This window comes from Aquirufa sp. OSTEICH-129A, from assembly GCF_054558355.1.
The window spans coordinates 180,729-195,325 of sequence record NZ_JBPXKC010000002.1 but is presented as its reverse complement, the minus strand read 5'-3'; the positions used below and the strand labels follow the sequence as shown (position 1 = coordinate 195,325).

Below are 14,597 nucleotides of genomic sequence, written 5' to 3'. Positions count from 1 at the left end.
AATTGTCTAATTTGTTGGACAATTTTACACTTATTTTATTTCAATTTTAATTTACTATTATGCGTTACAAAAGTGCCATTATATGGCTGTCTACGATTATTTCAGCCCTTTGTATCTTTTTCCTTTCCTTTACTTGGAAAGCGAATCAATTACGTGATCAAGCCGTTACTTATGCTACAAGCAAAGACGGTAAGTATGATCCTGCGAAGCGTTTACGCTTTATCGATTCCCTTTGGAAACAACCTGTTTATTTGGGATATACTTTCCAGGAAGTAACTCAATATGCCCTACAAAAAGGTCTTGACTTAGAAGGAGGTTTACATGCCGTATTAGAGGTTTCACCAGATGAAATTTTACGTGCACTTTCTGGTAAAAGTAATGATCCAACTTTTGAGAAAGCATTAGAAGAGGCTAGAAAACAGCAAATCAATTCTACTTTGCCATTCAATGAGTTATTCTACGCAGCTTTTGCTAAAATAGCTCCCAACCAAAGTTTAGCTTCGGTGTTTGCTAATTCAGTGAACCGTGGTAAAATCAGTTCTACTTCTTCAGATTCTCAAGTTAAGAAAGTTATTAATGCGGAAATTGATGGTGCTGTAGACCGCGTTTACAAAATTATTCAAGCGCGTATCGACAAATTTGGAGTAGCCAACCCGAACATTCAGCGTTTACCAGGTTCTAACCGTATCCAGGTGGAGCTGCCGGGTGTAGACAATCCTGAGCGTGCTCGTAAATTGTTATCTGGGGCTGCCAAATTAGAATTTATTGAGTGTTATGAATTGAATGAATATGGCGCTGGATTAAATGCTTTAGGTGCATTATTAGAACAAGAGACAAAAGCACCAGTGGCTGCTACAGCACCTGCTGCAGCGTCTAAAGATACTTCAGCTAATGCTTTAGCTTCTCAATTGACTTCGGCTTCTAAAACTGATTCTGGAAAAGCTAAGGCTGATACAGCGGCTGGCAATGCATTGACTAAGTTATTTGTACAGATGGGAAATGGTATCGGAGTGTATCGTAAAGATACGGCCCGCGTTAATGCTTTATTCCGTCGCCCAGAAGTGAAAGGCTTTTTCCCTGCTAATTTAACGTTTGCTTGGTCAGCTAAAGGAACACCAGCTACCAACGGAGATGAGATTTTGAGTCTTGAAGCCTTGAAAAAAGGAGAAGGACAATCTGCTCCTTTAGAAGGTGATGTGATTACAGATGCCGCACAAGATTTCGATCAGACTGGTCGTGCAGAAGTAACCATGTCCATGAATGGAACAGGTGCTCGTATCTGGAAAAACTTGACTGGTGCTAATGTAGGTCGTCGTATTGCGATTGTTTTAGATGGTTATGTATACTCTGCTCCAGTTATCAATGGTGAGATTCCTGGTGGTCGTTCTTCCATCTCTGGAAACTTTACCGTAGAAGAAGCAAAAGACTTAGCCAATGTATTGAAAGCGGGTAAGTTACCAGCTCCTACGCGAATTGTAGAAGATGCTTTCATTGGTCCATCCCTAGGAAATGAAGCTATTAACCAAGGATATTTATCCATGGTATTAGGTTTGTTATTGGTTATCATCTTCATGGTTGGTTACTACGGTACTCCAGGTTGGATGGCTAACTTATCCTTATTCTTTAACTTATTCTTCATTGCTGGAGTATTGGTACAGATCCAAGCTTCTTTGACTCTACCGGGTATTGCAGGTGTTGTATTGACGCTGGGTATGGCGGTGGATGCCAACGTATTGATTAATGAACGTATTCGAGAAGAATTACATAAAGGGAAAGGCTTATTGGAAGCCATTAACTTAGGTTATGAGAAGGCACTAAGTGCTATTTTGGATGGTAATATCACCACAGTTTTGGTCGGTGTAATCTTGATTATTTTTGGATCAGGTTCAGTAAAAGGATTTGGTGTGACCCTTTGTATTGGTTTAATTACCTCTGTATTTACTGCGGTATACCTATCACATATCTTCATTGATTGGATGGCTAAACGTGCCATTAAAGCTGGAAAAGAGAAAGAAATGACTTTTGAAACCTTTATTTCTAGAGACTTATTCAAAGGCATGAATTTCGATTTCATTGGAAAGCGTAAATATTCATATTGGTTCTCTTGGGGATTAATTTTATTAGGTGGTATTGTTTTATTCATGCAAGGTGGATTTAACTTAGGTGTTGACTTCAAAGGAGGTCGTTCATATGTGGTGGAGTTCTCTAAGCCAGTAGAAGCAGGATTAGTGAAGGAAGCTTTGAAAGATGATTTCAATGGTGTTGGTTCTGAGGTAAAGACCTATAATGGTCAAACTAAATTAAAGGTAACAACTTCTTATTTGGTAGAAGATGAATCGATTCAAGCTAACCAAACAGTTAGAACAGCTTTAGAGAAAGGTTTATCAGAATTTTCTGCAAGCAATCCTAAGATTTTATCTGAATCCAAAGTTGGTGCTACAGTAGCGGATGATATTTTGACCCAATCTTTTGTGTCGATATTCTATGCCTTGATTGCCATCTTTATTTATATCTTAATTCGTTTCCGTAAATGGCAGTATTCATTAGGAGGTATCATCGCTCTATTGCACGATACATTGGTGGTACTAGGTATGGTAGGAATCGTTCGTTTATTCGGATTTGAATTGGAAGTTGACCAGGTTTTCATTGCAGCGATCTTGACAGTAATTGGTTATTCCATCAATGATACAGTGGTTGTTTTTGACCGTATTCGTGAGGAAATTGGTGTAGATCCTGACATGGGAAATAAGCCATTGATGATTAAAACCATCAACGAGTCTATTAACCATACCATGTCTCGTACGGTGATGACAGCAACAACCGTGTTTTTAGTAGTAACTGTCTTATTATTATTCGGTGGAGATGTATTAAGAGGTTTCTCTTTCGCCATGTTTATTGGTGTTGTATTTGGTGCATATTCTTCTATATTTGTAGCTGCACCTATTGTAATCGACTTTGGTACGTCGAAAAAAGAAAAGAAATAAATTCATTAGGCCGGTGCAATATTTGCACCGGCTTTTTAATGATTTCCATTTAAAAATTTGATGCTATGAGCAACAGTATTTGGAGAAAAAAACCGTTGGAAGCCTATGCAGCTGACGTTAAAAACAATCAATTAAAACGTGTTCTTGGAAAATGGGCTTTGACCTCCTTGGGTATCGGTGCGGTGATTGGCGGGGGTATTTTTACCTTGACAGGAATTGCTGCACATGATTGGGCGGGTCCTGCTTTGGCCTTATCTTTTGTGATGGCGGGTGTAGCGTGTACGTTTGCAGCATTATGTTATGCTGAATTTGCCTCGATTTTGCCTGTGGAAGGCTCAGCTTATGCCTATTCATATGGTACAGTAGGTGAGTTTTTTGCCTGGTTCATTGGTTGGAACCTAATTTTGGAATACATGATGGGAGCTACCACGGTAGCCGTGGCTTGGTCTGGGTATTTTGAAAAACTATTACATCTCTTCAACATTAACTTACCGATTTATCTCACGAATGATCCTGTTACAGCAGCTGAAAAAGCTGAAAAGCTACGAGCAGCAGGTGAAACGGTACCCGATTTTGCCTTTGCTTTCAATTTACCTGCCTTCTTGATTGTTTGGGGAGTAACTTGGGTTTTGGTTAAAGGAATTAAAGAAGCAGCTAGTACCAACAACTTAATTGTTATTTTGAAGGTGGCTGCGGTAATTTTTGTTATTGTAGTCGGTGCTTTTTATGTAGACACCGCAAATTGGCATCCTTTTATACCGGAAGCGGTGATTGATGAATCGGGGGCACAGCACTATGGATTTAATGGTGTAGTGACAGCAGCTAGTATCATCTTCTTTGCCTACATAGGTTTTGATGCCGTTTCTACTCAAGCAGGTGAAGCGATCAATCCAACGAAAGATATTCCATTCGCCATTATTGCCTCTTTATTGATTTGTACCTTGTTGTACATTTTAGTTTCCTTGGTTTTAACTGGTATGGTAAAATACGATACTTTGGATTTGAAAGCACCAGTTGCTTCAGCTTTCGAAGGGGCAGGTTTACCTATTGCCATGTACATTGTGACTATTGCTGCAACAGCAGGTTTAACTTCCGTCATGTTAGTAATGATGTTATCTCAAACCCGTATCTTTTTGGGTATGGCCAAAGACGGATTATTACCCAAAGGTTTGTTTGGCGCGATTCACCCGAAATTCAAAACACCATGGAAAAGTACCATTTTCGTAGGAGGTATTGTTTCCGTTGTTTCTGCATTAACTCCAATCGACAAAGTATCTGAAATGTGTAGTTCGGGTACCTTATTAGCCTTTGCCATGATTTGTGGTGCAGTTTGGTTACTTCGTGTTCGTGAACCAAATATCGAGCGCCCATTCCGTGCTCCTTGGTTACCATTCGTAGCTACTGCAGGTATCTTGTGTAATCTTTATTTAATGTGGGGTTTACGTACAGAGACAAAAATATCCTTCTTGATTTGGGGTAGTTTAGGTGTTCTTGTTTACTTCCTTTATAGTAAAAAGCATAGCAACTTGAACCAAAACAACTAAGTCAACAAGAAAGTAATATTTGGCACCCAAATTGGGTGCCATTTTTTTTTGCTGTATTTTTGCAAACTAATTAAAATATTCATTGAATGAGTAAGCTCGCAGCCGAAATTGCCAAAAGAAGAACCTTTGGAATTATCTCCCACCCCGATGCAGGAAAGACAACTTTAACGGAGAAATTACTTCTTTTTGGAGGGGCTATTCAAACAGCCGGCGCAGTAAAGTCGAATAAAATCAAGAAAGGGGCTACTTCTGACTTCATGGAAATTGAACGCCAAAGAGGTATTTCGGTAGCAACATCCGTTATGACATTCGATTACCAAGGTGTGAAAATTAATATTTTGGATACTCCTGGTCACAAGGATTTTGCAGAAGATACTTATCGGACCCTCACGGCGGTAGACTCAGTAATATTGGTGATCGACTGCGTGAAAGGGGTAGAGGAACAAACCGAACGATTGATGGAGGTTTGTCGGATGAGAAAAACACCCGTGATTATTTTTATCAATAAGATGGACCGTGAAGGTCAAAATCCCTTTGATTTGTTGGATGAATTGGAACAAAAATTATCCATTCGAGTGCGCCCCTTAACTTGGCCAATCAATATGGGTTCTAATTTCAAAGGGGTATATCATTTATTGGATCGTTCATTAAACTTGTTCTCAGCTAATAAAACCAAGATTGAAAAAAATGTGGTGGCTGTCGACATACATACCCCAGAATTGGAAGCAAGGGTAGGGGACAAAGATGCGGCTCAATTGCGGGAGGATGTGGAGTTGATTGAAGGCGTTTATGAGCCTTTTGATCGGGCTGAATATTTATCAGGGGATATTGCACCTGTGTTTTTTGGTTCAGCTGTTAATAATTTTGGTATACAAGAATTGTTAGACACATTTACCAAAATAGCTCCTCCTACCCAAGCGCGTGGAACAGATGTGCGTGTGGTGGATCCATCAGAAAAGAAATTCACAGGATTTGTGTTCAAAATACATGCCAATTTAGATCCAAAACATCGAGATAGAATTGCCTTTTTGCGTATATGTTCGGGAGTTTTTCAGCGTAATACCTTTTACCAACATATCCGTTTAAAGAAAAATGTGCGCTTCGCGAACCCATATAATTTTATGGCTCAAGAGAAAGAGGTGATTGAAGAAGGCTTCCCCGGTGACGTGATTGGTTTATATGATACAGGTAATTTTAAAATTGGAGATACTTTGACAGAGGGGGAAGTATTGAACTACCAAGGGATACCTAATTTCTCGCCTGAGATTTTTAAGGAACTAATCAATTTAGATCCAATGAAGGCCAAGCAATTGGAAAAAGGTATTGATCAATTGACTGATGAAGGAGTTGCTCAATTATTTCTGCAACCCCAATTAGGTAACCGTAAAATTGTTGGTACAGTAGGGGATTTGCAATACGAAGTAATTCAATACCGCTTAGAGCATGAGTATGGAGCTAAATGCCGATTTGATGGCATGCAAGTAAGTAAAGCTTGTTGGATTACTTCTGAAGATCCGAAGAAGTTGCAAGAATTCGTTCGTTTAAAAGGTCAGAATATCGCCCAGGATAAAGATGGTAATTATGTGTTTTTGGCAGAGTCCGATTGGATTTTACGAATGAACCAAACCAATAATCCAGAAATTGAATTCCATTTTACCTCGGAGTTTAAGTTAGCGTAAACTATTAAAAGCCAAAGATCAAATTCTATAGTCAAATCGACTGTTCATTCATTATCAATTTATTGGACAATATAATTTGTTTGAAAAACGTTACAACGCTCAACGCTGGCAAGGTTTTAAACCTTGACAGCGTTAGGAAAAAGAGCGTTGAAAATGCCTTAAAACAATAAAACCTAGGCAAAATACCTAGGTTTTATTGTTTAGATAACATCGCAATCGACTCATTGGCAAAGTATACTATTTGAGGCCTAAATCTTCTTGAATGGTCTTTACTTTTGCTTGTAATGAATGAAACGTGGCATCAAAATCAGCAGCCGAGGCTAAAGGAGCATTTACTGAGACATAAAACTTGATTTTGGGTTCCGTTCCTGAAGGTCTTGCCGAAACTTTTGAGCCATCAGCTAAGATTAATTGAATCACATTAGAAGCCTCTATACCTCTTCCTTCCACGATGGGACTAACCTGACCGGTGGTTAAATCGGTTGATTGTAAGCCTTCGTAATCCAACACCTTTACCGGTTTACTGCCTGCCACACTTGCAGGAACATTAGACCGTAGGTTAATCATCATTTGTTTGATTTCCTCCGCCCCTGCTTTTCCTTTTTTGGTTAAGGAAATTAATCCCTCATAATAGAAATTATTCTCCATGTACATTTCTGCTAGAAAATCGAAAAGGGATTTCCCCTGATCCTTCGCATAAGCAGTTAATTCGGCAATCATGGCACAAGAGGCCACCGCGTCTTTATCACGGACAGCATCACCAATTAAATAGCCATAAGACTCTTCTCCTCCTCCAATAAACTTCTCCTTGCCCTCTAATTCCCGAATCACCTGAGCGATGTATTTGAAACCAGTTAAAGTATTGTAGCAAGGTACCCCTTGTTGAGCACACATCTTATCAATTAAATCCGTGGTAACAATCGTTTTTGCTACAAATTCTTTACCCGTTAAACGGCCTAATTTTTTGTCTACTTTCAATAAGTAATACAATATCAAACTGGCCATTTGATTACCATTCAATAATTGCCATTCTCCACTAGGGCTTTTGACTGCGGCACCCACGCGATCCGCATCTGGGTCTGTGGCAATCACTAAATCCGCATCCAAGGCTTTTGCTTGATCTAATGCCAATGTCATGGCTTCTTTTTCTTCTGGATTTGGATAAATTACCGTGGGAAAATTCCCATTGGGTTCAGCCTGTTCTTTCACCACATGAACTGAAGTAAATCCCAAAAGTGCTAATGCTTTTGGCACCAGCGTTATGCCCGTACCATGTATCGGTGAGAAAACGATTTTTAAGTCTTTTTGACGCTGAATTACTTCTGGCTGACGGCAGTTTGTTTGAATGGTTTTTAAATATTCTTGATCGATTTGATCATCTAACAAGTGTAATAATGCATCATTACCTTGGAACTTAATATCATCTACCGAAAGGATGGCATTCACTTCCGCCACGATATTTTTATCATGTGGGGCTACTACTTGAGAACCGTCCGACCAATAAGCTTTATATCCATTGTATTCTTTCGGGTTGTGCGATGCCGTAATTACCAATCCGGCATGACAGCCCAGATGACGCACCGCAAAAGATAATTGAGGTGTAGGACGAAGCGCAGGAAATAAATATACTTCTATGCCGTTGGCCGTAAAAATATCAGCCGCAATCCGACAAAATTCTGGGGAATTATTTCTTGAATCGTGGGCTATGGCCACTTTAATTTTTTGATTACCCAAAACCGTTAATAAATAATTAGCGAAGCCTTGTGTAGCTGCACCTACCGTATAACGGTTCATACGGTTGCATCCAACGCCCATTTCACCTCTCATACCTCCCGTACCAAACTCCAACGATTTGTAAAAGGAATCGGTTAAGGTGATTTGATCTTCTTGGTCTATTAATTGTTGAATTTGAGATTTTGTTTCCGCATCATAGGCTCCAGAAAGCCATTGATTTACATTTTGCTGAGTAGTATTGTCAAGGTGTAATGCCATAGGGTTAATTTTCAAAGAGGGCTGTCAAATTATTTGCTTACTTTTGTGGGTATACGAACACATTGCCTCTAAATTAGAAAATTTTCGCAAGAATAATAATTGGTTTGATGAACTTGTTTAGCCAGCGGTATTTTTATTTTTTTCTTTCTCTGGCTCCTGCCATTTTCTTTTATTTCTTTCTTCAGAAATATGGCATTAATGCTCCCTTTGCCGATGATTGGAGTGCCATCAATGGCTTTATCATTCGCTTTTTTCATGGTCAAGATAGTTTCATTGATAAAATAGCCTTGTTGGCCTCGCAGTGCAATGAACACCGTGAAGGTTATCTGTCCATCGTTAGTTTAATTCAATATTCCATTACGGGTAAAATTGATTACATGACCTTAAATATTATTGGAGCAGGGGCTACATTGGGTGTTCATGTTATTCTAAATGCCTATCTAAAGCGCTATCAATTACCTCATTGGTGGATTCTTCCCCTAGCATTTATTTGGTATAATGCTGCCTATTTTCACAATGTTTTTTGGCCAGTTTGCGCCTTGCAACACAATAGTATTGTGTTTTTCATTCTAGCAGTATTTTTTGTGTTAGATGGAAAAGGTCAACTAAAAACACAATTTACTTTGGCGATTATATTGGCTTTCATCGCTGTATTTACCAGTGGAAATGGTTTTTTATTGTTTGTTGCCGCATTTCCAATTTTAAAAAATTATTCTCCTTCCTATTGGTTATTTTGGATAATTGGCGGAATAGCCTTTTTTAGTTTGTACATGTGGGGTTATCAGCATCCATATCAACGGGGACATTTGACGGATAATTTACATTTGTTTGGAGCCATCACGCAAACATTCTTTGTGTATTTAGGCTCTTTTATCGGGGTGTTTTTTTCAACTTCATCAGAGCTTCGAGTTCAGTTAAGTTTAGTCGTGGGTATGCTTGTTTTTGGAGCATGGGTTTTGTTTGTATTCCGACATATCTATCAATTAATTCGTCAAAAATCTTCATTGGATTTTATCCTGTCCATTCAATTGTTTATCCTGGCTACGGCCTTTATTTACTCCATTGGCCGAGCTAATTTACCCATTGAATTTGTGTTTGAGAGTAGATATGCAATCAATAGTACCTTGTTTTTAATGAGTTTATGCTTGATGATTTGGCATGTATTTCCCAACATTAAATCTTGGAAAGCTGGGGCTTTTGTCACCTTTTCCATGTTGTATTTTGGCATGTCTTATTGGAATAATTTATTAGCCGTGGTGAATTTTACCAGTGCCGAATCAGCGGCCATCATTAAGCATAGTATTCAGCATCGAGAGCATTATTATTTCAAAGATTCTTTAGGCAGAAAGGCTGATTTGGGAGCGCCAAATCTACAAGAACTTGCTCAGTTAGGAGGTCCAATTGTCGACTTTACAGCAGAATTACCGGCATCTGTACAATATGCCAATGATGTAGTTTCTTTGACTTTCAAAAAAGGATTTTTTGCTTTGGATACACGAGAAGCTAAGTTGGAAAAGGACTTTCAAGCCGACATACCTAGCCTAACAAAGGCACCTAAAGGGAGTGATTTATTGCAGTTTACATTAGAAAAGAATGGATTACGTTATTTCGGCGAAAAGACGCGAGTAAAAATGTCCCATGGCTCAGATGGCATGTATGTTGTTTTTGAAAATGCACAAAAAGAACATTGGGTATTCAGTTTGTATTTTATGGAATTAGATCGTGCCCGACAAATTAAGAATCATGATGCTATTTATGTCAGAAAAGCAGCTGGATTTTTGCCTTTTATTTACCTACCTGATGGGGATTATCGGGTTAAGGTATTTCGGGTAGAAGGTAATCAAACGAGCTTGGTAGGCTTATTGCCTCATATTCCCGTTAGAGGGATGTGATTTCTCCTTCAAAAACGCGTACGGCAGGTCCTATTAAAAATACATCGTAAAAACCTGTTTGAGCATTTCCTTTAAATTCAATGGAAAGGTTTCCACCCAGGGTCTGAATGGCAACTGGACTGCTTAAGCCATGTATGGTGTGGGCTACTAAAGCTGCTGCTGTAACGCCTGTTCCGCAGGAATAAGTTTCATCCTCTACGCCCCGCTCGTACGTTCGTACAAAAAGGCCTTTTTGGGTCAATTCAACAAAATTGACATTGGTACCACCTCGACTTTTAAATGTATCAGAATAACGGATTTGAGCACCGGTATTTTTAACGTCTTCAGACTGCACAGCTGAGCAAAAACGTACAAGATGCGGAGATCCTGTTTGAGCGAAATAGTCGTTGGATACCGTTTCAATCTCTGCCACGTTTTGCATGTGCAAAGAAATTTTATCTGGGTCAATGTGGGCTTGATGTTCCCCATCAATGGCAATAAAAGTGGTGAAATCTTGAACAATGCCAAGGTCTGAAGCAAATCGCACAAGGCATCTTCCTCCATTTCCACACATACTACCTTCGGTTCCGTCTGAATTATAATAGACCATTCGGAAATCATAACCCTCCGCCTTTTGCAAAAGCATTAAACCGTCAGCACCTATACCAAATCGACGGTGACATAAATGAGCAATCTCTTTCTGGCCAAGTTGGAAAGTTCCAGCTCGGTCATCGATGATCACAAAATCATTTCCGGTGCCTTGGTATTTGTAGAATTTCATGGGGCAAAGATAGAGAAAAGTAGAAATCTATGAAGAATGTAGAATGAAAAATGAAGAATGTAGAATGAAGAATGTAGAATGAAGAATGTAGAATGAAGAATGTAGAATGAAGAATGAAGAATGTAGAATTATTGCTTTTATATTGTCACTCGCAAAATAAAAAATAGTCAATTATCATACATACTTCATTGATTAACTGGTTGACACAACAATTCTACATTCTTCATTCTACATTCTACATTGAATATCGCTCCTTTATAACTCCCAAATGATGCTTTTCATGCCCAGCAATCATCCAAGAAAGGGCGCGGACGGAAACGGAGTTGCCATTAGCGTTTCCGAGTTGATTCCATTGGTTTTCTGAGAAGGATTGAAGTAGGCTTAAAGTAGCTTGGCGGGTAGTCAAATATTGTTGGAGGACTAGTTCAGGGTTTTGATTTTCATATTGGGCATGTTCCAAATAGCTATTTTCATCAAAACCGGGTAGGGACTGTTGTTCACCCCGACTGATGGACAAAGCCCGGTAAGAAAATATACGTTCTGTATCGATCATGTGCCCTAGTAATTGTTGTAAAGTCCACTTTCCCGGTGCATAAGCAAAGGTCCATTGCTGGGGACTTAGCTTTTGGTAGGTGGATTGAATTATTTTTGATTGGTTCTCGAGAACTTCAAATAGGTTTTCGGACGACTCAAAATTCAGATATTCAGCGAAGTAGCTGGTTTTCGGATATTCATAGGAGGCGGGAGGGAACATATTTTTTAGGTTTTTTTTGCTTGGGCATTTGTTTGAAAGGATAAATTAGCTAATTTTGTGCCACATTACAAGACGGTCCGGTAGTTCAGTTGGTTAGAATACATGCCTGTCACGCATGGGGTCGCGGGTTCGAGTCCCGTCCGGACCGCCAACAAAGAAAAAGCTTCAGAGAAATCTGAAGCTTTTTTTGTTTTTAGGGGCAGTGAAATAGTTTGGGGCAAATTAAGGGAAAATAAAAGCCTTGGAACTGTCACTACTATTGAACTCTAAAATACCCTGGTCACAAACAAATTTAATTTTTGATATTTTTTCCATTTGGGTATTAAAAGTTACATGTCTTTTATTTTTAAAATCATCATTTATCTTAACGAAAAGACCATTTCTTATTATGGATGAATCAATAGTAATACTGGGAATAATGATTTGAAACTCGTCATTGATAGAAATGAATATATTAGTCAATTCATAGTTGATGGATTCGATATCCATGTTTTCGTTCACCAACTTATCGAGATCGAATAAAATTGATATAGCACCTTCGTTTTCCATGTTATTATCATGACCTATGGTGAGCCTAGCACAATCCAATAATTCTAAATTGTTTATTTCTGACTTTTTTATTGATTTGATTAGTAGGGTCCTATCTTGATCTATGGCAAGTAGTGATATGGAAAGGATGAAAGGGATTCCAAGGTAAATAAGCGGCATGATTTTTGAGCCTTGTTTCTTGTCACTGTAAGGCTTATAGACAAGCAGGTAAAACAAGAACAGAATAGATAAAAATATAATTAAAAGGGCTTCATTCTTATTTATATCGGCACTAAAATACCTACTTTGTTCAAGTATAGAGCTTAGGTAGTTGTCAGTATGAAGTTTAAACAATTTTGTATGCATAATCAATAAAATGGAAATTGCTTTAAAAAACAGAGACCCCACTATGAGTAGGGTCTGTCCAGATTACTGTGTTCTAAATTATATATATATATAGTCTTCAATTCTACTATTACTACTCTCTCTCTAATTCTTAATCAAAATTGTAAACAATATTGTTTGCGACTTAGTGATACAAAACACTTGCTTTTTTGATTCAGAAGGAAGCCTAATTGTGTATTATACATATTTTATACATATATGTACTTTTTCTCACTTCCAGAATTCAAAGTCTAGGTGCATTTATGCCTAAACATGCTTAGGTAAATAAGCATTGAATGACAGGTCTTCATGTTTTGGTAGTAGTATTTTACTTGGAATGTATTTGCAGAATGGCCAAGGTTGAATGTATTTATGAAATGGCTTTCTGTTTGTTGTTCAGTAATTGTTCAGTAGGTTTTTGAACGGAGTGCATTATACGAGTTTGTTTTTGATGGCAAAATCCAGCGCCTCTTTTTTAATTCCATATTTGATAAAACGTTTATCATCTTCCATGTTTATTCGGTAAATCGCCTCATTAATTTCAGCAAATTCGCAAAAAAAATTATTTAGTATACATATAAATTGACTTCTATATTGCCTTTGTGTATCATAGGCTTTTTTGCTTAATTGAAGTAAGTCCGAAAACTCATCTGTGGTGATGAAAGTATCAGCACCATTTTCTTTAAAAAATAATAGGAATCGATATGCCCCTTTGGGCAATTGTAGTTGTTTTTTAGGAAAGAAATAGCCTTTGAATTTTTCCTTTAAAAGGGTAATTCTTGAAAATAATTTGATGACTAATATGACCAGTAATATGCCCCCAACAAGGTATAATAGGATGCTTGCTACCTTATTTTTAGGGGGGCTGTATAGTTCACTAACCAATTTAGAATTGGATAAAATCTCTTTGATAGGTAATGAATCGACTTTGATAGATTCAAAAGATTTACTGAATTTTTTTGTGACAGAATAGACCATTCCATTCTTGTAATACAAAGTTGCGTTAGAATTAAAAAACAACTTTTTTTTACCTACATATTTTAATATTTCATTTGTCTTTGGATTACCCAGATATCCCTTATATGGTTCGCTGAAAAACAAAAAATCTCCCAATAATTTGAATTTTGTACTGGTAATCCCCAAGCTATGAAATGTTTCAAAGTCAATGTTTCCTAATTTATTCCAACTTTGATGCAGAATGCTAAATAGATATAAGCTGTTTGTTTTATGATCATTTATTTCTTGGCCTTCCTTGTTGGCAATAGCTAATATCTGGTTTTGATTACTCATCAAACCTGAACGCTCTGATGTAATACCAAATGAAGGATGATTTTGGCCATTATCCATGATTTCCCATTCTTGATTTGAAAAATCGAAATAGGTTAAAATGCTATTTGATCTCCAAAATCCAGTACCTCCCAAACTAAACAAGGTGTCATTTCGAATGAATTGGAGAGCATTAAAATTATAACCTCGGTAATAGGTTTCATCAATGCGTGTAAATTGTTTATGTATTTTGTCGAAAATATATACTTGACCCGTTCCTGGAATAGAAATTAATAATTTGCCCCTGTAATTAAATGTAATGGGATTTAGATTTGTCGGAAAATCACTAAGAAGGATGTTTGAAAATGTTAATTTATGGATTGGGATCCATTCTCCATTATTATTTTGCTTATCTAAAAAAAAGGTACTTAAGTTAATTCGTTCAAATTGCTTTTCATCTAAGTTGAACCATTCTAAATATAGCGTTCGGGCAGAAAGTTGTGTATAAACTAGTATATACACAAATGTTATACATAATTTTTTCATTATTAATAGGTTGTCGTTGATGGCTTCAAAAGTATGCTTATCAATTACAGAACTACTAACTTTGAATTTTGTATTCGTGTTATATATGTATAATTACATAAATTTTAATGTTTTATACGAGTTATCATTAATTCCTTTTTATACTTGAATCTAACTATTTGTCTATTTTTCATATTCAAAATACTCTTTTACTTCTATCATCAAATTCTCCAACAATTAAAAAGCTTCAGATTTCTCTGAAGCTTTTTTTGTTGTTATGGGTCTTAAC

At 37.5% G+C, this 14,597-nt stretch carries 9 protein-coding genes and 1 tRNA gene; 5 read left to right on the top strand and 5 right to left on the bottom strand.

Annotated elements, in window-relative coordinates; genetic code table 11:
- Positions 1-59: 59 nt before the first annotated feature.
- The 3 genes from secDF (at position 60) to SKC36_RS04660 (ending at position 6,207) form a co-directional block, all read left to right on the top strand.
- Positions 60-2,984: a protein translocase subunit SecDF gene (gene secDF, locus SKC36_RS04670; RefSeq protein WP_459454343.1), complete on the top strand. Its 2,925-nt coding sequence runs from the start codon at positions 60-62 to the stop codon at positions 2,982-2,984.
- A gap of 65 nt (positions 2,985-3,049) precedes the next feature.
- Positions 3,050-4,528, top strand: a complete 1,479-nt coding sequence (locus tag SKC36_RS04665; protein WP_459454344.1) for an APC family permease — start codon at positions 3,050-3,052, stop codon at positions 4,526-4,528.
- Positions 4,529-4,614: 86 nt separating this feature from the next.
- Positions 4,615-6,207: a peptide chain release factor 3 gene (locus tag SKC36_RS04660; protein ID WP_459454345.1), complete on the top strand. Its 1,593-nt coding sequence runs from the start codon at positions 4,615-4,617 to the stop codon at positions 6,205-6,207.
- A 237-nt stretch (positions 6,208-6,444) separates the two neighbouring features.
- Here the strand turns inward: SKC36_RS04660 and SKC36_RS04655 are convergent, their stop codons facing one another.
- On the bottom strand, positions 6,445-8,199 hold the full coding sequence (locus tag SKC36_RS04655) for a phospho-sugar mutase (protein WP_459464963.1): 1,755 nt from the start codon (positions 8,197-8,199) through the stop codon (positions 6,445-6,447).
- 107 nt (positions 8,200-8,306) lie between these two features.
- Here SKC36_RS04655 and SKC36_RS04650 point away from each other — a divergent pair, with 107 nt between their 5' ends.
- Complete coding sequence (locus tag SKC36_RS04650; RefSeq protein WP_459464961.1) at positions 8,307-10,091, top strand: hypothetical protein; 1,785 nt, start codon at positions 8,307-8,309, stop codon at positions 10,089-10,091.
- On the opposite strand, the gene dapF is transcribed toward SKC36_RS04650, so the two are convergent.
- Together dapF and SKC36_RS04640 are read right to left on the bottom strand one after the other, a co-directional pair.
- Positions 10,078-10,851 (bottom strand): diaminopimelate epimerase, encoded by a 774-nt coding sequence (dapF, locus tag SKC36_RS04645; protein ID WP_459464959.1) that lies wholly within the window; start codon positions 10,849-10,851, stop codon positions 10,078-10,080. The genes SKC36_RS04650 and dapF overlap by 14 nt on opposite strands.
- A gap of 235 nt (positions 10,852-11,086) precedes the next feature.
- Entirely contained in the window at positions 11,087-11,605 is a 519-nt protein-coding gene (locus SKC36_RS04640; RefSeq protein ID WP_459464957.1) for a DinB family protein, read from the bottom strand.
- Between the two features lie 74 nt (positions 11,606-11,679).
- Here SKC36_RS04640 and SKC36_RS04635 point away from each other — a divergent pair.
- A tRNA-Asp gene (locus SKC36_RS04635) sits at positions 11,680-11,756 on the top strand.
- Positions 11,757-11,827: 71 nt separating this feature from the next.
- Here SKC36_RS04635 and SKC36_RS04630 read toward each other — a convergent pair.
- Positions 11,828-12,499 carry a hypothetical protein gene (locus SKC36_RS04630; RefSeq protein ID WP_459464955.1) on the bottom strand — a complete coding sequence of 224 codons (672 nt, stop codon included), beginning with the start codon at positions 12,497-12,499 and terminating at the stop codon, positions 11,828-11,830.
- A 450-nt stretch (positions 12,500-12,949) separates the two neighbouring features.
- Positions 12,950-14,329, bottom strand: coding sequence for a hypothetical protein (locus SKC36_RS04625; RefSeq protein ID WP_459464953.1), 1,380 nt, complete (start codon positions 14,327-14,329; stop codon positions 12,950-12,952).
- Positions 14,330-14,597 lie beyond the last annotated feature (268 nt).